Below are 22,136 nucleotides of genomic sequence, written 5' to 3' on the forward strand. Positions count from 1 at the left end.
ATTACTTGGTTCTCAAACGCGTCATGGCGAGCAAGATTTTTCGCCACCCAAAAGACCGATGAAGCTAGCTGAAGCTAAGCAGCTCATTATCTCCCTTTGTAGGTCTTACTTATCACTTGCACACGGTATTTCGTGAAATGGCTTTCAACCCCTAACTTTTTATCAGAACCTATTTGCATGCCTGCAATCATAAATTTCAGTGTACCAACATTACAAGGTGACAAATCTTTTGAAATTGAGACTGGGTCATCTCTTTTAATCGTTGGCGCAAACGGTAGCGGCAAAACACGTCTTGCTGCACACATTGAAAATGCCCTTGGACTCAATGCTCACCGCATCTCCGCACACAGAGCATTATCGCTTAATCCGAGCATAGCCAAGATCAACTTATCCCAGGCTATGCAAGGTCTTAGGATAGGCATGACAGACATTAGTGAAGAACATTCATTGATGAATCGTCCAGGCCAAAGATGGCGATCCAATCAAGCGACCTCTCTGCTAAACGACTACGATTATCTGGTACAAGCCTTGTTTGCTGAACAGAGTATAACGGCCCTTGAAACTCATAAAAGGAATCGAGAAGGATATACGGAAAGAGCAAAAGAAACCAACTTTGAAAAGCTCAAGAGTATTTGGGAAGCTTTAATACCCCACCGTACATTATTGATAACAGGTGATAATATAACGGTGTCAGGAGTAGGCGTTGAGGTTCCCTATAAAGCAGGGGATATGAGCGACGGAGAGCGTGCTGTATTCTACCTAATTGGTCAGACTCTCTGTGCCAAAGAAAATAGTTTGCTCATATTTGATGAGCCTGAACTTCATATACATCGAGCAATAATGTCTAAGCTCTGGGATGCACTCGAAGCATCAAGGTCAGACTGTGCTTTTATCTTAATTTCTCATGATTTAGAATTTGTAGCGTCACGAACTGGCCAGAAATACGTCATCCGTGACTATAATCCTACTAATATTCATACTCCAATCTGGACTATAGATGAGGTGCCACAAACCGGTTTTACAGAAGAGATTACGACGAAAATACTCGGAAGTCGTAAACCAATTCTTTTCGTCGAAGGCGCGACGTCCAGTTTAGATTATGCCATATACAGAAATTGTTATTCGCAATGGACGGTCATTCCTCGAAATTCTTGCGAAGAAGTCATCCATGCAGTTGTAACGATGCGAAATAACGCCTCCCTGACTCGTGTTACATGCGCTGGTCTTGTAGATGCTGATGACTACGAACAGTCAGAAATTGACGCGCTGAACACTCTAGGAATTAGGGTTCTCCCAGTTAGCGAGATAGAGAACCTTTTTCTTTTGCCGAGTATCGCTAAAGCGGTTGGAACGCATGAAGGCTATGTTGGCCATGACCTCAATTGTAGAGTAGAAGCGTTGAACGATGCGATCATCGTTCAAGTGCAGAAACCAGGGAACATTGAAGCCAAGGTCGCTCAATATTGTAGGCGACGAATAGACCGTATATTGAAAAAAATTGACCTGAGTAAAGCCATCAGCGTCGCAGACATTGTCACGAAATACGCGAAGGAGACGAGCAGTTTAGATGTACAAGCTATCGCGAACAAAAGAAGAAGTGATATTCAAGAGTGCATCGACAGCAAAAACATTCCCAAGTTATTGTCACTTTATGACGACAAGGGCCTTGTTGCTCTCGTAGCCCAACATATGAAAGCGACAAGAAAAAACGATTTCGAGAGCTGGTTCATCCGCGCTTTAGGTAATAATTCGGTTCCCGGTCTTGTAGAACAATTCAAAATAACTCTTCCTGTCATCTACCCAAGTTAATTCTGCGATGGGCCGTACACATGATAAACTAACCCATTTTGTTCACATGCAAACGACCGTTTGCTTGTGAACAAAGCCATGCTATATTGCCCCGCGAAAGCTAAAAACCCTCGCATCAGCCTCTTCATAGCTAGTGCAAGGGTTCTTGATTTAGTGACCTGAGAAGGATTATGGTCGAAATCCCTGTCAATCGCCTGGCTTATGTCTGTGAGGCTTTAAATCGGGGTATTTCGGCTGGTTTGGTGGATCAACCCGTCTTCTTCTATCAGGCGTGCCATCTGGTTTTTTGGGTTTTGGTCCTGGTTTGAGCGGCATAATAGTAGATGGTTTTGAGGTTAAAAATGTATTAGTAAAACTTTGAACTAGGAAGGTCTTTTCTCAGTGGCAGAGATAATCAAAGATAAAAAAACTTCTGGCAATCTGAAAACCTCTATTGCCTGTCACTGCGTATCTACTAACCGTTAAAGCAAAAGCGGCCTGGGCTTAAAAGTTTAGCAAGAAATCAACATACATCACGTTATAAAACCTGTACGAATTTTAACGTATCCACTTGATTATTAGTAACTTAATTATCTTTTTTGGCGAATATACACACTACTGGACAAAACTAAAAATGACCTTAACTTCCCGTCTGGTCTCATTCCTACTCCTTCCTTATTTGTCCGCGATAGTACAATTACTGTCCGTTTGCGGACAGGTTAATCACTCTCTATTTTCAACAAACCCCCTTGACTAATCCCAATCGTCCTTTTTCAAACATGGCGTGTTATTTATTATACATTTAAGGGAATAACTACTAACCATGAAGGGAACGTACTTGGGCGAGTTCGAAGAGGTGGTCTTGCTGGCCGTCGCCATTCGGGTTGGAGCAGCCTACGGAGCCACCGTTGTCGGCGAGATTGAACAGCAGATGGGCCGCTCGGTTAACCTCGGAGCCGTCCATTCGGCTCTGCACCGGCTTCAGGAGAAAGGCTTAGTCACCTCCGAAGTCGGTGGCGTAACGGCTGAACGGGGTGGTCGGCGGAAACGGCTGTACGTCTTGACAGGAGCCGGTCGGCGGGCGTTGGAAGAGGTCCGGCAACTGCGCAATCAGATGTGGGACGCCATTCCCCAAACCGCTTGGTCATGAGCGAGCAACCTCACACACCGCCCCGTTGGGCCAAGCGTCTGCTCCGCTGGTTCTGCGCTCCTCATTTACTTGACGATCTGGAAGATGATCTCAACGAGCTGTTCCAGCAACGGGTCGCAACGGTGGGCCTCAATCGAGCGCGATGGTGCTATGTTCGAGATGTACTAAGAGCTTGTTGGGAAATTGAAAAGAACTGGTAGTCGGGTCAACTTGTAGTCGCCAAACGACAAATGCATGACCAAGCAGTGGAAGCCACTAACCGACCACCAGTGGGCCAATCGGCCGGCGTTCCGGTTCGCCTTTCTTCGCTCTTAAACGCAAGCGAAAACACAATCTACGCCATGTTTTAGATGCCATTTTATGGATGCTTCGCACTGGCTGTCAGTGGCGTAATTTACCCCCGCAGTGGCCACACTGGCAAGCCGTCTACTATTACTTCGACCAGTGGAAACAGACCAATTTGTGGGCGCAGATCAACGCTGCTCTGAACGAAGTTGATCGGCAGAGCGTGGGCAGAACGCCACTCCCATCCGCGTTTTGTATTGACTCACAAAGTGTTAAGCTGCATCCAATGATTTGGGAAGACCGAGGATTTGATTCCCATAAGTGTGTCAATGGCCGCAAACGGCAACTTATTGTCGATACTCAAGGGCGGATTTGGGTGGTAGGCGTGCACGCCGCTCAGCAAGGTGACGGTCCCGCCGCCATCGATCTGGTGGGCGACCTGTTGTGGCGAGTTGGCGAAAGAGTAGAGAAAGTCTTCGGTGATCAGGCTTACAACGGGGTATTCGCCCGCGAGTTGGATGGTTGGGGCCGGTGCGCCGGTGCGATCGAGTTTGAGAAAGCTTCGCGGCCCCCGTGGCGCGGCCTGAATCGGCCCGTGGTTTTGTGCCGATAGTCAAGCGATGGGTCGTGGAACCGGTCCGCCGGTGCGGGAGCATCGCTTGGACAAACTTCTTCCGGCGTATCGTCAAGGATTATGAGTATACAATAGCTTCTTCGGTGAGCTGGTTATATCTGGCCAATATCCAGATTATGCTACAACGAATAGAAGCCTATCACCAAACATAATTTCCCAACACGCTCTAAGCCTGATGCGGCCTTTTGTTATGAAGCGCAATCCCAACCCGTATCCAAATCCAACAAACACGGACATGTTACGCAACTACGTCAAAATCGCCTGGCGCAACCTCGTCAAAAACAAAGCTTTTTCGTTTATTAACATCGCTGGTCTCTCTGTGGGCTTAGCCGTTGCTATGTTGATTGGCCTCTGGGTGTGGGACGAACTCTCTTTTAATAAATACCACGAGAACTATAACCGCATCGTACAAGTAGCGTAACATGGGACTGTCAATGGTGAAACTTGGACTGGAGCTTCGTTGCCTTATCCACTGGGCACCGAGTTGAAAACCAAGTACCCCAACGATTTTAAGCGCGTGCTGAAGGCGTGGGGGATAGTGGACCACATTGTAGCAGTGGGTGACGATAAGCTCTCGTTAACCGGCGCGTTTATCGAAGCCGAAGCCCCCGACATGCTGACCTTACACATGCTGAAAGGAACGCGGGCGGGGTTACAGGACCTGAGTTCGGTGCTGCTGTCGACCTCAGCCGCCAAGGCGCTTTTTGGCAACACGGATCCGATGGGAAAAGTGGTGAAGATTAACAACGCCATGGATGCCAAGGTCACGGGCGTTTACGAGGACTTGCCCCATAGCACCGAGTTTCATGAAGTTAAGTTCTTTGCTCCTTGGGACTTGTATGTGTCAGCGAATCCCTGGATAAAAGAGCAGGGTTGGGCGAATAATTTCATCCGTACATGGGCTGAGCTTCAGCCAAATGTGGATGTCGATAAACTATCGGCCAAGATCAAGGACATCAAGCTTAAAAACATAACTAACAACAAAGAGCAGCTCGCTTTCAACTTCCAGATCTTCCTGCACCCGATGAGTAAGTGGCATCTTTACTCGGAGTTCGACAAGCAAGGCAACAACACTGGCGGGCTGATTCAGTACGTATGGTTGTTCAGCATCATCGGCGGGTTTGTGCTGCTCTTGGCCTGCATCAACTTTATGAACCTCTCAACGGCCCGCTCCGAAAAACGCGCCAAAGAGGTGGGTATCCGTAAAGCCGTTGGTTCCCTGCGGGGCCAGTTGATTGGGCAATTCTTCAGCGAGTCGTTCTTAGTTGTCATGCTGGCGTTCGTGATCGCTCTTGGCTTGGTCACGATTTTCATCAATTGGTTCAATGACCTCGCCGACAAACAGATGACCATTCTCTGGAACAACCCTTTCTTCTGGTTGTTTAGTCTAGGCTTCATTTTAATCACCGGTTTATTAGCCGGTAGTTATCCGGCCATGTACTTATCCGGTTTCCAACCTATCAAGGTCTTAAAGGGCACCTTCCGGGTGGGCCGGCTCGCGGCTATTCCGCGACAAGTGTTGGTGGTGGTTCAGTTTGCCGTATCCGTTACGTTGATTATCGGCACTATCATCGTCTACCGCCAAATTCAATACGCTAAAAACCGACCGGTTGGTTACACGCGCGATGGCTTGATCGATGTGCACATGAGCGTGGATGACTTCTACACCAAATTCGACGTACTGCGGCAGGGGCTGAAGAATAGCGGAGTCGTCTACAAACAGCGCAGTCGGCGAGCCGGGCTACGGAGTTGTGGTCGGATAATGGCGGTTTTGATTGGCCGGGTAAAGACCCTTCGTTACAGGCAAACTTTGGCACGTTGACGGTTTCACCTGAATACGGCAAAACAATTGGCTGGCAGTTCGTTGCTGGGCGCGATTTCTCGCGGAATTTTGCTTCTGATTCCGTAGCCTTAGTGGTCAACGAAGCCGCCGTCAAGTTCATAGGCATACAGGAGCCGGTTGGTAAAACCATTCGTTGGTATGGTAAGCCCTTCCAGATTGTGGGCGTCATTGAAGACATGGTGATGAGTTCGCCCTTTGAGCCGGTGAATCCAACGGTCTTTTTCCTTAGAGGTCCTATCAACTGGATTAACATCAAAATCAAGCCGAACGTAGCGGCTGCCGACGCCTTACCAAAAATCGAAGCGGTGTTTAAGAAAGTGATTCCCTCCATTCCTTTTGATTACGATTTTGTTAATCAGGAATATGCTACCAAGTTTGCGGCCGAAGAATGGATTGGCAAACTGGCGGGCATTTTTGCGGGATTGACCATTTTTATCTCCTGTCTGGGTCTGTTCGGACTAGCTTCGTTCATGGCCGAACAGCGGACCAAAGAGATCGGCGTTCGAAAGGTGCTGGGGGCGTCGGTGTTCAACCTGTGGCATTTGCTGTCCAAAGACTTCGTGCTCCTGGTTATCCTCGCGCTGGTGATTGCCAGCCCAACGGCTTGGTTCTTTCTCAACGACTGGCTCCAGAAATATAACTATCACACGGAGATTGGCTGGTGGACTTTTGCGGTGGCGGGCGCAGGAGCCCTACTCATTACTCTACTGACCGTCAGCTATCAAAGCGTAAAAGCGGCCTTAGTAAATCCAATGAAAAGTTTGCGAAGTGAATAAATAACACCCTCTCTTACTTAATGAAAAGCATCGACTTACACTCGGTGCTTTTTTCTTATCGGCTCAACACCTAAGCCTACTCACCCGTCTTTCTGGTATGTTATGACCGTTCCAGCTATTAAGTCGCTCATTCCTTACTTTCCGGCTATTCGTTTCAGTGTGGTCAAAAACTTTTAGCTAATTGCGCAAGCCATTTTAACCGCCAAGTCAACCAACTTAAATGTAGCCAAAGACCGGATTGGGGCGCTTCGACAAGTAAACGACCGCCAGCCGTGCAGTCATTACAAACGACTAATTCGATTCTTCAACTACGTCCAACCAGATAATTTGTCCCTACGCATCATGCAGTGCACGTTTGCCATGCTGAGTGGCCGGGTACGGTACTTAGTTTTAGACGCCACAACTTGGCAGGTAGGCCAGAAAAACGTCCAACTGTTAGTGCTGAGCTTTTTGTATCAGGAGGTGGCCATACCCATTTTTTGGCAAGACTTAAACAAGAAAGGGCACAGTAGCGAAAAAGGGCGGCGGGCGTTTATTGAAAAAGCGGCTCAACTTTTCAATCTGAAAGGGGAAATCCTGCTGGCTGACCGGGAGTATACAGGCCAGCGGTGGTTCACGTTTCTACATCATCAGGGCATCGACTTTGTCATTCGTCTACAACGCGAGTGCTACAAACATAATACAGTCACCAGTTATCGGGGATTGGAGCGAAAAGCGCTGCGTCGGAAGCGGGCGGTGTGGACGTGGCTCAACTGGCCAGACTGTCGACTTAAACTGGTGATGTGCCGCAATCGCGAACTTGGTCATGATCCACGTAAGAAAGACGAACCGGTCTTTTACTGGCTGACCAGTTTGGACAACGTGCATACGGCGGCCGAGTTGTATCGCAAACGATGGCGGATCGAGCAGTGCTTTAAAGCCCTCAAGTCGAACGGCTTTAATCTGGAAGCGATGAACTTCCAAAAGACCAGTAAGATTGAGTTGCTGATGGCCGTAGTTGTCTTTGTCTACGTTCTCAGTATTCACGAAGGGGTAAACCATAAGAAACAGATTACGCCTAAGCGATATGCTGACTAATCCATCGCTCCAACTCAGTCCTTGTTCAAGAAAGGACTCGAAGTTTTGAACGCGATGTTAATCATCTTTGAGCATTTCTTGGTTTACTTGCAATCTGTCTTTGAAGACGTCGGTAAGCGTCGATTTAGTTTTGTCCAGTAGTCTGGCGAACATACCCGAGTTGTGTAGACTACCCCTAGTTGCTTAGCGTATAGTTTTGCCCATTTACAAGAAAAATCCCATTGACATCGGAAGGCTACGCAGTTGACGAGACTCAGTTTGAGCATTTATCATCCTGTCGTTTTGAACACATCAATCGGTTGGGAAAATACAGCTTCGATGATAGCACTGGGTTTGACAGCGGCAATCTGCGCCCCTTGCGCCATCCTGACAAGGAATAACTAATGCCTTAGTTGCCCAGCGTGTAGGAATGCCCCGTTAGAAGAAAAACACCTATGAGACAGACAAATCAGGAGAGCTTTAAATCAGTACACTAACCCACCTTATCCAGGTGGATGCCTCACCGGATATAGGGTGCGTAGTGTACGTTTTTTGGCTTATGTTTGAGATCCTATTCGCACTACACTTGCCATCGCATGAAACACACTACCGCTACCCTGCTCCTGCTGGGCCTGCTCGTCGGTTGCCGTCAGGAAAAAGAACTAATTAAGCCCAGTGCTGAGATCAACCAGCTTATCAGTGGCCAGACCCTGCTGCCTCAGCCGGTGGCTGAGGGTACCCTGCTCATTGGTGATGAACCGGCTTCACAACTGATTAACGGATCAGGCTACACCACCCGGAAACGGACCTTTCGACAGACCAAACGGTTTGCTACGCATGCCAACGCAACTGACTTTGACCAACAAGGCCCTAACACGACGCAGGGGCTGTATGTGGGGTCCATTGTTCACCTAAAAGCATTCGCGCAACAGGGTGATCTGACGTCCATCGGCCAGACAACCCGTGAATCCGTTAGCTTGACGAGCAACCTGCCGGGGGCGGTTCCCAAAGTAATTTTGCCCGCTAAAAGCACCTACCAGACGGTCCTCACGGACTGGACTCAGCAGGCCTCCGGGGTGAGTGCGGCCTTTACCTATGAGGCCAGCGTGATGAACTCGACGACCCAGGCGTTGTTGGAGCGGGGCATCAACGTGGGCTGGGGGCCGGTGTCGCTCACCAGTAAGTTCAGTACGACGACCGATTTTCAGCAACAGGATATCCTGGTCGCCTTTCGGCAGGTACAACATACTGTGAGCATGGAGTATCCCGGCAGCGCGGCAGGCTTCTTCGCTTCTTCCGTGGATATGGCCGCGCTACGGGCGGCGGCTCTCGCAGATGACCCGTTGGGGTACGTCAGCGAGATTACTTATGGCCGGCTGTTGTTGGCCCGGTTTCGGTTTAGCAGCACTAGCGTTACCGCTAAGACCGAAGTGGGTGCGAAGTTAGCCGCCGGGCTGCTATCGTCTCTTCGGACGAACTTTAGCGTTGATGATCAATTGAGGGAGCAATTGACAACTTCAACCGTGGAGTTAAGTGTGTTGGGAGGTGACGCGGCCAGTGCCGCCAAGCTGACCAGAACGAGCGGCATTCAGGCGTTATCGGCCATTCAGCAGTGGATTGCAGATGGGGCCAACACAGCCCAAAAAGCGGCTCCTCTGTCTTATAAGCTGCGGTATCTGGCCGACAACACCCCGGTGGTGTTGGGTGCCGCTGCGGACTACACGGAGTTCAGCGAGTTTCGTTTAGTTCAACCTAAACAGGTTGTCATTACTAAGCTGACAGTCAAAGCCTTACCAGCGGTCGATCCTATGGGTAGTTCGTGGGATCTTGGATTGGTGGGCTTGCCGGATGTGTATTTCATCGTCATCGATGCCGGTGGCGAGAAGCGGTTTGCCCTAGACGTCAACTTGCGGAAGGAAAATGTTAGCGCGGCGGATTTGCTGGCCTCCGCCGTGAGCTGGGACATGTCGAAGGCCCCCATTAAACTAGATGCGCTAACACCCGCACAAATCCGCTTCTGGGATTTCGATTCCGGGAATGACGACGATGATATGGGCGTCGTTGCGTTCGATCCGGTGGGCAAGTTTCCCCAATCACAGCTTATCCTTCAATCCAACGACGGGAAGATTCAGCTTGTGCTAAGTCTGAACTGGGAGTAGGTGTTTAGCTGATGCCTACTCACTCGTAAGCTGGCCACCCGTCGGCTTTCAAGCCACCTGGCCTTGGTTGGCCCGCCGACGCCATTTGTTGAGCAGCCGTGTTGGTCTTCAGGAAGAGAGGCCAGCATGGCAGCCTGTCGAACATTATAGGCTTCGATGGGATGTCTCATGCCTTATCAAGCGGGGGCATCTGGAGTTTGGCTGCATCGTAATAGAGTAGATACTCGTCAGTCTGCATACGTTGCTGGTGCCTGTTAAACCGTTTGAGCGAATAAATCTGGCTGTAATCTATCCGAATACGTTCCCACTCAGCAGGCAGCTTGTTGATCAGAATCACGTCGATCAGCAGCGCGTCTACTGCAATGACAGGGTTTCGTAGCGCATCGTCGTCGAAGAACAACGGAGCCTGCCACCACCGGGTTTGCGTCCGTTTCGTTGGCGGTTGAATGTCAAAGTAATTGGCATGGAGCCAGTAGTACCACTGAGAGCCAGCCAGTTCATCAATCATCTGACCCAGCAAAGTCGGTAAAAGAGAGGCTTCCGTTGTCGTCATGGTAGAATAACCATCAGTTACAGGTTAACCGTTCAGCCTGCATCAACCATGAGGGTATGGCCCGCAATAAGGACTCAGATGAGTGGGTGCCGTCTAGGCTGGGAAAAGTAATAACCATAAAATGAGTGGCCTCAGGGTATGGCTCATACGCCCAGTCATAGCGCTCTTCCTCTACGTCATATTCCTCGTAGTGCCGATAGAGCACTTGTTCATTCGGGTCGTAAAAGCCGCTTTGTATTCCGGTCGCCTGGTCAAACAACAGCAAATTTGACCAGGCGACGTCAACCATCCTGACAGCGGTCCCGTCGGGTAATGTTGGTCCAGCCGTAAGCGGAAGTAGCCCCGCCAGGTTGACAGGATACCAAGTATAATAATGCATAAGAATCGTAGGCGTGATATCTAAAGTACTGCGCAATAAGTTAGCCAACTTCTGCGTGGCTGAAGTGATACTGCTTGGAATACCGATGCAAATAGGTTGAGGCAGCTAAAGGTTAGTAGTGTGATCTGATGAGCACAGTTTGCACGTCGGCATTCTGTAGTGCTTTAAAATAGGTTGGCACAAACTCACTCATGTCGCACCAACCTTTGGTCATCATGTGCAGGAACCAATCCTCTTCGTTCAATCGATCTGCCGTAATTGTATAGGCACGGGGCTCATACGTTAAATCACCCGTTGGACTAACGATCCACTGCTTAACAGCGGTTGACCCACCCAACTTGGTTTCGATGAGATTTGATGCGTCATTCATAGCTCGTTTGTTCTTGTCGTGTCGAGATGCACCCTCGTTGCTCCTGTCATTGCGATAAGGGAGCTAAACCATAAACTGGTCAATTCGCCCGACTCGCTTTGCTTAATTGCGCTTTATCCGGTCATAGAGGTAACTCGGCATCTGCCTGTTTGTAGACGGCGTAGCAAAGACTAAAAACCTGCTCGGCAGGAAGATCCAAGAAAGTGGCCAGTTGATTGATATCCTGAATGTTCAGGTTACGTAGCTTCTTCTGTCTGGCCTTATACCAGTTGTTATTGGACATCGTCATGGCTTCAGCAATCTTGCCTTGCTTGATGCCTCGAAACTCAATCAGGTCATAAATGGTCTCGTAAAGAAGTTTTGGCTGTTGTTCCATAACTTGTTGTACCGCCGGATGGGGGTATTTCTCTGCGGAATAGAGTTTCTTGTCAAATCGATAGCTTAATTGCCCACTCGCTGGTCACGACGGTTTGGTTAAGTTAGCCAGTAACGTGGCCAGCGAGTGGGTGTCGGCTGTCCTGGCTGTGTCATCCAAGGGCATCGTTGGCGCATTGGCCACCACTTTTTTCGGAATTCTACCAACGGGCTTTGGTGCCGTTTGCTGATCTAAGCCCAATGATTTAGCTAAGTAGGCGGTTGGATTTCTTACTTCAGGCCGCAATCCATTTACCAGTTCAGCGTCTACGCGGAAAAACGTTCCCAGTAGGGTGTAGTCAGCCGTGATACAGTCCTTTTGCCAGGCCTTCAATTTGTAAGTAGCCATTAACCGCCAGGCCGTTGCTACGGCTTCGTGAAGGGACATCTGGCAAATTTGCCGCCGGTCTTCTTCAACCGCCACCTGGGCAAGCTGCCGGGCCATCTTAATGCTAAATTCAAGGATGGGTCGTTCCGCAGAAACGTACTTAATTCGTCCTTGGGCCTTTCCAATCGAGCCAACGGCTTTAGTGAGTGCAAACCGATTGGCCTACAGTTGAGAAAGTTATGATTTGTTGAGCCAGAAGACCGTCTGACCCTAGTTGGGTGGTTGATGCAAGGCAATGAGCCAGGTGACCAATGAACGCCATTGCCCATAACTACGGGTAGTTTTGCCAGTTCGTACCACAACGGCGGACCGCAAAAATCGTCCCCTGAAGATGATTAGTCGATCCAGGTAAACACGTCAGCGCGAGGGCATAAAAAAGTGTCATGGCTGACAAATTCGCCAACTGTGAACCACTTTTCTCGCAGCAAATCAAGCGGAACAATACTACATTCGTAAGCTGCTCCCTGCTCACCTATTGAGCCTTGGATCAGGCCGCTACGCCTGTCTTTCTGGGCCGGCCGCGTTTTTTGCCCGTTACTGACATGGCCGACTTTACTTTTGGTTCGCTGCCTGTTAAGCGTAATACATAGCCATTCAGCCCATCCTGGCCAAATTCCTTGACCACAAAAACGTGTTTGGCCCTTTTAAAGTCCAGCCCATTCTTGGTGAGTACACCGGCCAGTTCGATGCCGTAGCTGCGCCCGGCTTTGACCAGCTCGAAGCCATCGGCTGGTGCATCCGTTTGCACCAGGTAGAGCGAAGCAAGCTTGCGCTTGCCTTCCTGGATACCTACTTTGAAACGCATTGGGGCCGTGCCCATGCCAAGAGCCGACGCCGTTTTTACGGGGAATACCACGATCCCTTTAGCCGAAATGCTGCCCGTCAGCGTCGGTTGCTTTTTGGCTTTTCTCGGCTTATCTAATTGCTGGCGGGTCTTTAGGTTGTCCTGAGACGTAAAAAAACGAATGCTTTTCTCTTTCATGTGCGGCAATGGGTAATGATCTGTCTAAATTTTGTTGAAGCGAGAATGGCGAAAAGCCGCCGACTCATTAGTTACAGGTTGCAAATTTATTCGTTTGCCAATGCTCGTTTCAATGATCGATAAAAATAAGTGGCCTGAATAGTAGTCGCTGAACGGTGTTGATGAGCGATCAACAACGGCGATACGTTGCGTTGATGGCAAGTTACTGTTAATCAACATGAGGACAACCTATCTTTCCGAAAATTGATGCTTATCTGTGCATGTCAGCCACGTCTCTAGGTGCCGATCAGCGAGTTTAGGGCAACAGATCCTCTCCAGTTACCGTCACTTTTAGAGATTAATTAGCTGGCATAAATCCTCCATGAGCGGTCCTGTTTTGACTTATATGGTGTCTGACAATACATAACCCTTGTTATAAAACGATCCTTCACAAAGCGCCATGCCCTGCCTCTCGCGAGGGGCAGGGCATGGCGCTTTGTGAAGAAATAGCTTATTGAGCGGCTCGATATATAGACCTATATAAACCGATCAATAAACTCGTGATGGTGAAAAAGCCTCCGATTAGCAAGAAAGTTAAGGCACCTAGTACGCACAACCCTTTCTGCTCTACTCCTACTGCCATTCCATACGAACTAATCATAAAAGCGAAGAAGGTACTAAAGCAACCAATCAATCCACTACTCAGTGTACTTAAAAAAAGTAGTAGTGTTGATGCCCTGACTGAAGCTAAACCCGTCAGTTTTAATAAGGCCAAAAGGGGAAAAGAGGCCACAATGAGCGGTAGATAGACTATCAAAATCGAGCGCATAAGATAGGTTGCTGTATCCAGAGAGCGTTAATTATAAAGGGTACGATTTAATACGAACAATGATGAAACGTAACCCGTAGTGGTCGGCTTACTGGCCCCGCTTTGCTAATCAGCTATTCGGCGAAATACATAACTTAAACCAGTTCTTGGACCGTATAAAATCAATGTCGCCTCGCAGACTCGTAGTATATTGGGGTAATGATTTGTCAAGTTTCCTTCAGCATCGGAGGGACCGTTTTTTTGCGGGAAAAACTCAAAGTAATTGGCGTTGTCGTCCTGATTCATCACGAAGTGCACGTTTGACCAGTAGAAACTTAGCTGCAATTGGAACCGGGCTACCTGACTACCAGCGACTAAAAGCAGGCCCTGCCCTTGTTGGTTTATCCTGATTTGGGTCGCTTGAGCCGGGGCGTGAGCTGCAACGAAACAGGCGCCTGCACCCTCTTCGGCCAACTCCCAACGGCCTACTAACATCTTAGTGGTTGAATCAATAATGGCGCGTTGTCTGACCGTATCGTTTGGGGGTACATAAGCAAACCGTTCGGGATTACACTCCTCATAAGTCAGCGGGGCAGACCTCTCGTTAGGCTGGCCCCAACTATAAATAGGCATGAATAAGAGTAGTATTAATCGGCGCATAGTCAGTCAGACGTTAGTTTCAGGTAGCATCCAACAAACGAGAAAAAGCAATGGATTATGTTATTAGTAGCGTTTCCAGCACATAATAAAGTTTGGTCGCTAGAGGTGGAATGGACGAGCTACGGGTGGGGTTTGCGCCCGATCTTACCCCCTCCTGGTCGCTTTGTTATGCCTGCTCCCCATTAAGGGGTCGGCGAAGGCAGCAAATAAAGTGCTAAGCTGGGGCACCTGCCGTTTTGTACAAATTCCGTCAGTTTTAACCGTCAACCTATCTAGCATATAATATAGTCAACAGACAGTCAGTTATATGTCTTCTGGATGCGTTGCATGGCTATATTCATGTAAAAAACTAAACCTATAATCGTTGTAAGTCTATGCCAAGGGGGCTACTGACGAAAGTCCTATTTATTCTTCTCTTGGGTCCGCACTTTGGTCAGGTCAACAACTGTCCAGTGGCTAAAGACAGTATTTGGATCCACCCTCATAAATTTAATAAGGCGAAATTTGAACGGTATGAGCAGAAAATTGTCTTCATTTTTGAGGTTATAAAAGCGGACACAGTATCTATACGTGTCGATGGTAGATTAGTTGTGAAGGAATATATGATAACGGCAGGTGACATAGGAAGGGTTGAGCGAAGCTTTGTAATTGCTCGTCCACGCATAGGAACAATTACTCTTGAAACTGTTGATCATGGCTGTACTCGTTTCAAGCTTAGAAAAGGCTACAAATACGCCTATTTAAATCAAACACTACCCGACAACGAGTGGCTTATCACTTATTCAAACTATCCTAAAATGTATTTCTGAGTATTATTCTGATTCTGGTAGATAGGTTGAGCCTACGTGAAGCAAAGGATTAATTGAGACAAATACTAGGGGACGCTCAGGCATCTCCCTAACCGATAATGGTGCCAATCTAATCCCTTAATTACCTGGTAGCCTTGACTTTTACGCTTTCTTTCGGTAACGGATGACCAATGTCATCTCGATGGCTGATGAGGCCTGTGCTAAAACAGGAGTTGGCTTATTACTTTCGTTTTTCCCTTAGCACGTCAACTACCTTTCGGTTGGTTTAACGGCTTCACAGATAGCTAGACACGCGGCAGTATAGAAAACAGTATCCAGCCCATAACCCTCCCGGCTGACCGGCCCACTTCAAGCCGAATCATCGTCGCCATCAAGGCTTACCGGCATCAAGCCGGCGACTACACCGACCCGACTAACAGCTCCCTGCGGATCGGGACCTGGCCCATGAACTGTCGAGGGCGGATTGGACCTTCTAGCAACCGATTCGGGAGCTATCAGCCCTGAGCCTGACTGGGTCAAGCTTAATGAGGTGCGCCCGAGAACAGCCCCCCTCGCCTGGTGGTGGCAGGCTACCACCGCAGGCATCGCTACGCCCACTTGGCCGGCGCGGTTACCAAAGGCTCCCTGTAGTATTGATTTAGGCTAGCCGTCTGTCGTTGTCTGCCCTCTCCAGCCCGTCTGGTTGCGGGGCAGCCATGAGCGAATTGGCGGCACACACCCCGCACCAGCGGGCTGGCCGTGTGCTGGTAGATGGTATCTCTTGCTTGACAAGGGCGCAAAATCGACTCAAACCTGCTGACCTTTTTTCAGGCAGGTAATCCCATCCTTTTTCACGATGCTGTTCCTGTTGAAGTCAGGGTAATGCCTTAACTCGGCAGGCGATAGGGGCTACTAAACAGGCCAAGCTTTGCTTACTGAACCGCCAATCGAGAGCGAGTTAAGGAACAAGTAGGGGTATAACCGCTCAACGACTAGGTGCCGTTTGGCACCCCAAAGCGCTGGTCTAGTATTAACAAGCAGTCATCAGATTGACGCGACAGCGGGGTTTATAGCCAACCGGCTTGATTGAAGCCAAAAGAGCCTGTCGAGGCTGGCTTCGGGCAACATTTGGCCTAGTACGAGGTCACCGACTTTGAGTCAAGCACGTTAGCCAAACGCAGGGTTAACACTGGCTTTGGCGATTATATGAAACCACGGCTGACAATCTCGCAACGGACACAGGGGTTACTTTCTTCGCTCAGTACGCCTCATCAGCCGGCAGCGAGTGGTGGGCAGCCCCTGTCGATAACCGATCGGAGGGCAAAAGCCCGAGCTGCTACAGTGGCAAAAAAAGCGCCCTGGCTAATCCTCAAGCCACCCGCCATCAGGGAAGCTCGTTTGGCAAATCCGGTACTCTTACGGCGGCCAGCAAGCTATCGGCATCAACAAGTTAGCTAAAGGACCAAGCGGTAAAACAACCCAGATTAGCGAACGAGGGGCCTTGTACTATATCAATAAAAACGGCAACAAAACCTATACAACTAGTAATCAATAGAGACCAACGCGGAGAGGCTGGCGGACTCATGCCACCGACTTCTTTGGTGCTGGGTCGTCGTGTGGAGCAGCCCAGCTTGTGTCTTCCTGCGATGCAGCCTGAGATCAGTTAAGGCTACTGAGAGGGCATCGAGTCGTGCTCCCAGCTCAACACCGTGAAAACTGGTGGGTGCCCCTTCCGCACGGGCTGCCGGGCCGTGGGCGTTGCCTATTACTACCTACTTAACCACTCACTAGGCGGGTTAGGCTAGCTTTTGCCTGGCCAGACAGGCCCGGGTCGGCAGCCAAGGGCGAGTGGTTCCGTCTTGGGCTGAGCGGCAAGGACATTCCTGATCAGCAGAGGTGCAGCGCCTGGATCTTTCCGTTGTGTAAGCAGCCAGCAGGTGCCCCCATCCTGGCACGGATATTGGTCTTATTATTGGTGATACGGCAACCAAGCACGGCAGGGTCATCACCGTCCGCCGCCAGCCGGTCTAGGAGGCTATCGGCTGTGCCTGCCTGTAAAACAAAGCCAGAGGTGATGTAAACTAAAGGGGCCAAACAATCGGGCTTCGATTAGGTTTGAAAGGATAGTATCAAGGGTACGTTCTATGGAGTCCAAGCACATCCTGATGATCGATGATGACAACGACGAGTATCTGCTGCTTCGGCACGCATTCGACCAGCATGCTCCGTCCGTCAGGCTGATCTGGTTTGACTCGCCACAGGCTTTTTTAGACGCCTTGGTTTGGCAGCAACACCCACTTGATTTGATCGTGTTGGACTTAAACCTGGGCGGGGAGGCAGGCAAGCACTGGCAGGGCATCTTCTTAAGTCATATTTGTTGCCAAGGTGTGCCGACAGTGATCTACTCAGGCAGCGAAGCCCCGGGGGACCGGGCGGACATGCTGGCCGCGGGGGCGGTAGATTTCATCCCGAAAGTGGCTACGGCTGCTGGCCTGAGGCAAGTCGTTGATCGCATGCTAACCCAAGCAACGTAAGGGCCTCCGCTGAGGCGAATGGACCAGAATCAGTGGCCTATTGATTGCTGAGCTTATTGCCTACAGCTAGGCACATGACCAGTGCCTGAATCAGCTCGCAGGGTCAGTTAAGGCAACACGGACTGGCCTGCCCAATTGGTGGGTTCGATCAGGATAACGCAACTTATTTCTTTGTTAGCAAACTCTTGGTGGCAATCTTTAATGATCATGTCCTGATTGCTAGGCGGGCGGCTAGGAAATAAGTGGCTATATCGAGGCAGAAAGCGATGATATGTGATGAAGGCACAGGACACCCTTTATAAGCTTTTACACTGGGCGTTGGTCGAAATAAGGTACGAAGCAACCGAAGTTAAAAGCAACAAAATTTTCTCGATTTCTAATGCACTGCATAACCTTCCTCTTCAGCTACTCACTCTGGAGCAGGAGACAGACTATGAAACTTTATTGAGTGAGTTAGAGGAACAAATAAAAAATAATGAAGGTCTGAGTGGGTTACTAGCTCATGTGCGAAGAACAGCGAAAAATCACGATCAGGATAAATAACACTCTAAGAGCGTGTTGGGGAATTGAGAAAGATTGAGAGTCGTGTCAACTTTGTATCGACCAAAATGCAAAGCCATGACCAAACAGTGGAAGCCACTGACCAACCCTCAATGGGCCAATCGGCCGGCGGCCCGGCTTAAACGCAAGCGAAAACACGATTTACGACAGATAATCAACATCATTTTATGGTTGCTCCGCACGGGCTGCCAATGGCGTAACCTGCCGCCTTGCTGGCCGCCTTGGCAGGCCGTCCATTATTACTTTGACCAGTGGAAAAAGGCCTACCTCTTTGAGCATATCAACACTACGTTGAACCAACTTGACCGTCAGCAAGCGGGCCGGGAGCCGTTTCCTTCTGTTTTATGCGTTGATACACAGTCCGTTAAATTAGCACCTATGATCTGGGAGTTTCGGGGGAAGGACGCTCATAAACTCGTTAACGACGGTCCGCCGCTGCGGCCGTAAACGTACCTTCGTCGTTGATACGCAGGGCCGCTTGTGGGTAGCCGATGTAGCTAGTGCCACTGAGGCTGATGGACCCTTAGCTCTACCGCTGGTGGAGAGCATCGTGTGGCGATGTGGGGAGCGGTTGGAAAAAGTCTTTGGGGACCAGGCCTACAACGGGGTGTTCGCCCGGGAACTAGCCGAGTGGAATATTGACTTTGAGAAAGCATCGCGGCCTGAATCAGTTCGAGGATTTGTGCCGGTGGCCAAGCGCTGGGTCGTGGAACCGGTCCGCCGGTGCGGGAGCATCGCTTGGACGAATTTCTTCCGGCGTCTAGTCAAGGATTATGAGTACACCGTATCATCTTCGGTAAGTTGGCTGTATTTAGCTAACATTCAGCCGCGGCGGCGGACCGCTCATGCTACAGCGAATAGACTGTCAGCACTAAACATAATTCCTCAACACCTTCTAAACATAGGTGATAATAGTCTGCTAAAAAGTATTCAATCTTATAAAGATTAAAATCGATAACCAACATTGACCCCAGCAAAAGAACTGATACCAGCCTTATCTAAATTGGCCATACCAACCCGGCCACCTAAGCTAGTCCGAGCGCGAATAACATACTCGTATTCAACAACCAAATGAAATCCAGGATTAGTCTCATCTGCTTTTTCACTGACAACCTCGATTCCCAATGGTTGACCATTCTGCCCTGGGAAAGATCTAGCTTCTCGTAAAACCTCATCTTTCCGGTGCCAAACCGAAAGCCCTCCTCCCAAACGAAGAGCTTGACGACTAGCGCCCAACAAATCATACAAAGCGGTCAAATCAGCTGTAACACGTTGTCGAGGCCGACCTTCGAAGTAAAAGTTATTGATTACTAAGCGGCGGTTTTTTATGTTGAGATAGCCCAAACTGCCCTCGATGACGATTCGATCATCAGCAAAATATCGTCCGTATCGAACTCCATACCGAAGTCCGAAGTCGTCAGGGGCATCTAAACTCATGTAATCAATACCGACTCGAATTGAGTTTTTGTAATTAATTACTTGAGCTGTCGTGAAAGAGCAGATTAACAAATGGAAACTTACTATTAAATAAAGTTTATTCATGTCATTGAGTTGTATAAGTTGAGCTTACGTTAACCTTCTGACTTGATAATTTTTATAAGCCAGCTTAATCCTAAAAAGCCAATTATGGTGCCTGAGTAAGATACAACTATCTTTGTCACCCGGCTATCTAATGGCCTAGCATGACCTGTTACAAACAGTATTCCTCCAATAAATGCGATTGTCAAGGCTAATACAAGGCGAACAGTTTTTGTAAGCTTCATAGGCTACACTTGTTCTATAATCAAATGTTATGTTGTTCAACTATCCTTATTTCAACCAAGATTACAAAATAAATTGGTAAAATGCTACATCACTTTACTTATTAAGTAGCCGAGCGCCTATCAGATGTAAATAAAAGACTTCCTCTCCCCCATAGCGTGGCTCAATAGTAAGAGCTTGATAGTATCGGCCACTAAAAATTACTGACTTATTGAGCCACTTATCTATTTGGGTACAATTACAAATAACGCCCGTCCAAAAACTATCCATCGTACCGGGAACATAGTAGACAATAACATAGGATTTCAAATCTGACCGATACTTAACTGTTCCACTCAACTCGTTAACTTGTCGAGTAAAGTAAGTAGAATCTTTACAGGCCGTCTTCACCATGCGAATGAACATCGCCGAATCTGGTAATGACGGTATGGGCGGCAAAGTAGCCATGTCAATTTGCTCGGGACTATTCTTTTGCTGGGCATTAACAGGTCCATACATACAAATGCCCAGTAGGAAAGAGGCTATTACGAATTGCATTCGATGGTAATACATCCATTGGGATATATTGTTTAACGTTTGCGTAAAGATGCCTAGACTGGACAAAGTCCATAAACTCTCTCCAAGAAAGATGATGTATAAGTTGAGCTTATGTTAACTCATATTGGTTCCATGATTGAAACTATTGGATGATGGTACTAGCTCAATCATCATGTGAAGGCATATTAAGTAATCACGCAGAATTAACCTTAGCAATAGTTAAGGCATTGTTACGGACAAGAGTGGTGAAGTTGATGCGGTAGAGGGTGCCAAGGTGTCTGAAAGGTTTTACATAGCAGATATGACCCGAAACACACATTGGTCTACAAGTGGAGCATAGGTATAGTGTAGTTGATAAAGTGGTTGCGTACACTTGGGCACGGGTCTGGTCATCATCCGAGTTCAGGCGGTAGTCGAGCCGGTTGTTAAAGGTGGCGTAGAGCCCCGCATTGCCCGTAAGGTAGCTAATAAACAGGTCCCCAATTACCGGTTCTGTAACCTAGAATCATATAGGTAAGTAAATGAACATGCATGCGCGTAAACCGATTTGCATCGCCCCATGAGAATGACCACCCATGATATCGCTCAGCAGCTAAGCCAGCCAACGTCTAAGTTACTGGAGTGGCTCTATGAGCAGTATGCCCAGCGGTGGTACGGCACGGCAACAACTCGGTGGGGCTTAGATGCCGATTCAGCCTGGGATGTCATCTATAAAACGCTGGATACTCTACTGGCTAAACGAACGAGCTTGCCGACTGACCCACCTGCTCACTTTGAAAATTACCTTTTTAAAGTGTTTATTAATAATCTACGGCAATGCCTTCGCGAGCAGGCCCGGCGGCATGAAACCATGCGCCTAGTACCCATGAACCGCGATTCGATGGCGGAGCCGTACACTGATGCGGACGATCCCGCCGAGTTGGCGCTGTCGGATCAAACCTACGAGCAACTACTTGCTGCCGAGGAGACCCATACGCAGCCAATGCTTGCTCGGTTGGAAGCGGCCTTGGCTCAGTTGGACGAAACAGATCAGAGTTTACTGCTACTCAAAGCGCAGCAGTTTAGCTACGATGAGATTGCCCAGATGCTTAGCCTGGAAAACAATCAGTTAAAAGTCCGTCATTTTCGTGCTAAGCAACGACTAATCAACTTATTTAACCAGACCCAGCCATGAACCAAGTGGATGATAAGGTAGATCAGCTATTAAGGCTATTGATGCTGGCCGAACCGGATCAATACTGGCCTCTTCAACGGCTGCCCGGGGGCGAGTCGACGAGTATGCCCGAGGAGCAAAAAAATAAGCTTCTAGGCTTGCTCGCCCAAAAGCACGCGTCGACGACGTTTGGCCAAATCTTGTCCGAACAGTTTCGCACGACCAACGTATCCGCCCCATCCCTGGCCACTGAATTGGGGCTTCCCACTGAGGTGATTGAGTATTTGGTCAGCGATACGATTCATCCGGCCACCATTCCCATTCTGGTGATGAAACGGCTGCTGGAACGGCTGAATGTCTCGCTCGAAACGGCGCGTACGGCACTGCGAGCGTCCTTTGAGCAGTTTAAAGTTATTCAGCTCGCTCATCAACCCACGCTGGGTTTCGGTATGGCTGCCCGCAAAACATCCGAGCTGGACACGACCCGCTCTGCCACGGGATGGCAGGATTTGGTTGGTAATGAAGAAAGTTTAAATCAATACTTGGAGCGATTGGCGCAGTATATGCCTTCTTGACGC

The 22,136-nt window shown here is 48.9% G+C and carries 23 protein-coding genes; 15 read left to right on the top strand and 8 right to left on the bottom strand.

Translation table 11 applies throughout. The annotated features are described in order from the left end of the window. The first annotated feature begins 177 nt into the window (after positions 1–177). The 9 genes from J2I47_RS07925 (at position 178) to J2I47_RS07950 (ending at position 9,691) form a co-directional block, all read left to right on the top strand. Entirely contained in the window at positions 178–1,809 is a 1,632-nt protein-coding gene (locus J2I47_RS07925; RefSeq protein ID WP_207364030.1) for an AAA family ATPase, read from the top strand. Positions 1,810–2,611: 802 nt separating this feature from the next. Continuing rightward, positions 2,612–2,938, top strand: a complete 327-nt coding sequence (locus tag J2I47_RS07930; protein ID WP_207364031.1) for a PadR family transcriptional regulator — start codon at positions 2,612–2,614, stop codon at positions 2,936–2,938. After that, positions 2,935–3,138 carry a permease prefix domain 2-containing transporter gene (locus J2I47_RS26980; protein ID WP_374759899.1) on the top strand — a complete coding sequence of 68 codons (204 nt, stop codon included), beginning with the start codon at positions 2,935–2,937 and terminating at the stop codon, positions 3,136–3,138. The genes J2I47_RS07930 and J2I47_RS26980 overlap by 4 nt, the downstream gene beginning before the upstream one ends. A 164-nt stretch (positions 3,139–3,302) precedes the next feature. Next, the gene (locus J2I47_RS26525) at positions 3,303–3,836 is read left to right on the top strand and encodes a transposase (RefSeq protein ID WP_229374404.1); all 534 of its coding nucleotides are present in this window, start codon (positions 3,303–3,305) and stop codon (positions 3,834–3,836) included. A gap of 256 nt (positions 3,837–4,092) precedes the next feature. Beyond that, on the top strand, positions 4,093–4,278 hold the full coding sequence (locus J2I47_RS26845) for a hypothetical protein (RefSeq protein WP_310587643.1): 186 nt from the start codon (positions 4,093–4,095) through the stop codon (positions 4,276–4,278). Between the two features lie 63 nt (positions 4,279–4,341). Then, positions 4,342–5,679: an ABC transporter permease gene (locus J2I47_RS26850; protein ID WP_310587644.1), complete on the top strand. Its 1,338-nt coding sequence runs from the start codon at positions 4,342–4,344 to the stop codon at positions 5,677–5,679. Then, on the top strand, positions 5,676–6,476 hold the full coding sequence (locus tag J2I47_RS26855; protein ID WP_310587645.1) for an ABC transporter permease: 801 nt from the start codon (positions 5,676–5,678) through the stop codon (positions 6,474–6,476). Before J2I47_RS26850 ends, J2I47_RS26855 begins: the two co-directional genes overlap by 4 nt. A 342-nt stretch (positions 6,477–6,818) precedes the next feature. Continuing rightward, positions 6,819–7,553, top strand: a complete 735-nt coding sequence (locus J2I47_RS07945; RefSeq protein WP_207364032.1) for a transposase — start codon at positions 6,819–6,821, stop codon at positions 7,551–7,553. A 575-nt stretch (positions 7,554–8,128) separates the two neighbouring features. Continuing rightward, the gene (locus J2I47_RS07950; protein ID WP_207364033.1) at positions 8,129–9,691 is read left to right on the top strand and encodes a thiol-activated cytolysin family protein; all 1,563 of its coding nucleotides are present in this window, start codon (positions 8,129–8,131) and stop codon (positions 9,689–9,691) included. Positions 9,692–9,857: 166 nt separating this feature from the next. Here J2I47_RS07950 and J2I47_RS07955 read toward each other — a convergent pair whose 3' ends face one another. The 7 genes from J2I47_RS07955 to J2I47_RS07985 form a co-directional block, all read right to left on the bottom strand. Next, positions 9,858–10,244 (bottom strand): hypothetical protein, encoded by a 387-nt coding sequence (locus J2I47_RS07955; protein WP_207364034.1) that lies wholly within the window; start codon positions 10,242–10,244, stop codon positions 9,858–9,860. Between the two features lie 13 nt (positions 10,245–10,257). Then, positions 10,258–10,623: a hypothetical protein gene (locus J2I47_RS07960; RefSeq protein ID WP_207364035.1), complete on the bottom strand. Its 366-nt coding sequence runs from the start codon at positions 10,621–10,623 to the stop codon at positions 10,258–10,260. A gap of 112 nt (positions 10,624–10,735) precedes the next feature. Further along, positions 10,736–10,993 (bottom strand): hypothetical protein, encoded by a 258-nt coding sequence (locus J2I47_RS07965; protein WP_207364036.1) that lies wholly within the window; start codon positions 10,991–10,993, stop codon positions 10,736–10,738. Between the two features lie 121 nt (positions 10,994–11,114). Next, entirely contained in the window at positions 11,115–11,369 is a 255-nt protein-coding gene (locus J2I47_RS07970) for a hypothetical protein (protein ID WP_207364037.1), read from the bottom strand. An 84-nt stretch (positions 11,370–11,453) separates the two neighbouring features. Next, positions 11,454–11,852 carry a hypothetical protein gene (locus tag J2I47_RS07975; RefSeq protein WP_207364038.1) on the bottom strand — a complete coding sequence of 133 codons (399 nt, stop codon included), beginning with the start codon at positions 11,850–11,852 and terminating at the stop codon, positions 11,454–11,456. 430 nt (positions 11,853–12,282) lie between these two features. Then, positions 12,283–12,777: a hypothetical protein gene (locus J2I47_RS07980; protein ID WP_207364039.1), complete on the bottom strand. Its 495-nt coding sequence runs from the start codon at positions 12,775–12,777 to the stop codon at positions 12,283–12,285. A 913-nt stretch (positions 12,778–13,690) separates the two neighbouring features. Beyond that, positions 13,691–14,224, bottom strand: coding sequence for a hypothetical protein (locus J2I47_RS07985; protein ID WP_207364040.1), 534 nt, complete (start codon positions 14,222–14,224; stop codon positions 13,691–13,693). 452 nt (positions 14,225–14,676) lie between these two features. Here J2I47_RS07985 and J2I47_RS07990 point away from each other — a divergent pair, with 452 nt between their 5' ends. The 4 genes from J2I47_RS07990 (at position 14,677) to J2I47_RS26530 (ending at position 18,554) form a co-directional block, all read left to right on the top strand. Beyond that, positions 14,677–15,033 (top strand): hypothetical protein, encoded by a 357-nt coding sequence (locus J2I47_RS07990; RefSeq protein WP_207364041.1) that lies wholly within the window; start codon positions 14,677–14,679, stop codon positions 15,031–15,033. A 2,123-nt stretch (positions 15,034–17,156) separates the two neighbouring features. After that, positions 17,157–17,546 carry a response regulator gene (locus J2I47_RS07995; RefSeq protein ID WP_207364042.1) on the top strand — a complete coding sequence of 130 codons (390 nt, stop codon included), beginning with the start codon at positions 17,157–17,159 and terminating at the stop codon, positions 17,544–17,546. 276 nt (positions 17,547–17,822) lie between these two features. Further along, positions 17,823–18,089: a hypothetical protein gene (locus tag J2I47_RS08000; protein WP_207364043.1), complete on the top strand. Its 267-nt coding sequence runs from the start codon at positions 17,823–17,825 to the stop codon at positions 18,087–18,089. A gap of 75 nt (positions 18,090–18,164) precedes the next feature. Next, positions 18,165–18,554: a transposase gene (locus J2I47_RS26530; protein ID WP_229374406.1), complete on the top strand. Its 390-nt coding sequence runs from the start codon at positions 18,165–18,167 to the stop codon at positions 18,552–18,554. A gap of 498 nt (positions 18,555–19,052) precedes the next feature. On the opposite strand, the gene J2I47_RS08010 is transcribed toward J2I47_RS26530, so the two are convergent. Continuing rightward, positions 19,053–19,649 carry an outer membrane beta-barrel protein gene (locus tag J2I47_RS08010; protein ID WP_207364044.1) on the bottom strand — a complete coding sequence of 199 codons (597 nt, stop codon included), beginning with the start codon at positions 19,647–19,649 and terminating at the stop codon, positions 19,053–19,055. A 1,315-nt stretch (positions 19,650–20,964) separates the two neighbouring features. Here J2I47_RS08010 and J2I47_RS08015 point away from each other — a divergent pair. After that, on the top strand, positions 20,965–21,579 hold the full coding sequence (locus tag J2I47_RS08015) for an RNA polymerase sigma factor (RefSeq protein WP_207364045.1): 615 nt from the start codon (positions 20,965–20,967) through the stop codon (positions 21,577–21,579). Then, positions 21,576–22,133 carry a hypothetical protein gene (locus J2I47_RS08020; RefSeq protein ID WP_207364046.1) on the top strand — a complete coding sequence of 186 codons (558 nt, stop codon included), beginning with the start codon at positions 21,576–21,578 and terminating at the stop codon, positions 22,131–22,133. The genes J2I47_RS08015 and J2I47_RS08020 overlap by 4 nt, the downstream gene beginning before the upstream one ends. The last annotated feature ends 3 nt before the right edge of the window (positions 22,134–22,136 follow it).

It is taken from the genome of Fibrella rubiginis (genome assembly GCF_017353185.1).
GTDB classification, from domain to species: domain Bacteria; phylum Bacteroidota; class Bacteroidia; order Cytophagales; family Spirosomataceae; genus Fibrella; species Fibrella rubiginis.

What these genes read in the sequence shown, in the direction of transcription:
- J2I47_RS07925 (WP_207364030.1), top strand. Translation starts at nt 178, where the DNA reads ATGCCTGCAATCATAAATTTCAGTGTACCAACATTACAAGGTGACAAA.
- J2I47_RS07930 (WP_207364031.1), top strand. Translation starts at nt 2,612, where the DNA reads ATGAAGGGAACGTACTTGGGCGAGTTCGAAGAGGTGGTCTTGCTGGCC.
- J2I47_RS26980 (WP_374759899.1), top strand. Translation starts at nt 2,935, where the DNA reads ATGAGCGAGCAACCTCACACACCGCCCCGTTGGGCCAAGCGTCTGCTC.
- J2I47_RS26525 (WP_229374404.1), top strand. Translation starts at nt 3,303, where the DNA reads ATGCTTCGCACTGGCTGTCAGTGGCGTAATTTACCCCCGCAGTGGCCA.
- J2I47_RS26845 (WP_310587643.1), top strand. Translation starts at nt 4,093, where the DNA reads ATGTTACGCAACTACGTCAAAATCGCCTGGCGCAACCTCGTCAAAAAC.
- J2I47_RS07945 (WP_207364032.1), top strand. Translation starts at nt 6,819, where the DNA reads ATGCAGTGCACGTTTGCCATGCTGAGTGGCCGGGTACGGTACTTAGTT.
- J2I47_RS07950 (WP_207364033.1), top strand. Translation starts at nt 8,129, where the DNA reads ATGAAACACACTACCGCTACCCTGCTCCTGCTGGGCCTGCTCGTCGGT.
- J2I47_RS07955 (WP_207364034.1), bottom strand. Translation starts at nt 10,244, where the DNA reads ATGACGACAACGGAAGCCTCTCTTTTACCGACTTTGCTGGGTCAGATG.
- J2I47_RS07960 (WP_207364035.1), bottom strand. Translation starts at nt 10,623, where the DNA reads ATGCATTATTATACTTGGTATCCTGTCAACCTGGCGGGGCTACTTCCG.
- J2I47_RS07965 (WP_207364036.1), bottom strand. Translation starts at nt 10,993, where the DNA reads ATGAATGACGCATCAAATCTCATCGAAACCAAGTTGGGTGGGTCAACC.
- J2I47_RS07970 (WP_207364037.1), bottom strand. Translation starts at nt 11,369, where the DNA reads ATGGAACAACAGCCAAAACTTCTTTACGAGACCATTTATGACCTGATT.
- J2I47_RS07975 (WP_207364038.1), bottom strand. Translation starts at nt 11,852, where the DNA reads ATGGCCCGGCAGCTTGCCCAGGTGGCGGTTGAAGAAGACCGGCGGCAA.
- J2I47_RS07980 (WP_207364039.1), bottom strand. Translation starts at nt 12,777, where the DNA reads ATGAAAGAGAAAAGCATTCGTTTTTTTACGTCTCAGGACAACCTAAAG.
- J2I47_RS07985 (WP_207364040.1), bottom strand. Translation starts at nt 14,224, where the DNA reads ATGCGCCGATTAATACTACTCTTATTCATGCCTATTTATAGTTGGGGC.
- J2I47_RS07995 (WP_207364042.1), top strand. Translation starts at nt 17,157, where the DNA reads ATGGAGTCCAAGCACATCCTGATGATCGATGATGACAACGACGAGTAT.
- J2I47_RS08000 (WP_207364043.1), top strand. Translation starts at nt 17,823, where the DNA reads ATGAAGGCACAGGACACCCTTTATAAGCTTTTACACTGGGCGTTGGTC.
- J2I47_RS26530 (WP_229374406.1), top strand. Translation starts at nt 18,165, where the DNA reads ATGACCAAACAGTGGAAGCCACTGACCAACCCTCAATGGGCCAATCGG.
- J2I47_RS08010 (WP_207364044.1), bottom strand. Translation starts at nt 19,649, where the DNA reads ATGAATAAACTTTATTTAATAGTAAGTTTCCATTTGTTAATCTGCTCT.
- J2I47_RS08015 (WP_207364045.1), top strand. Translation starts at nt 20,965, where the DNA reads ATGAGAATGACCACCCATGATATCGCTCAGCAGCTAAGCCAGCCAACG.
- J2I47_RS08020 (WP_207364046.1), top strand. Translation starts at nt 21,576, where the DNA reads ATGAACCAAGTGGATGATAAGGTAGATCAGCTATTAAGGCTATTGATG.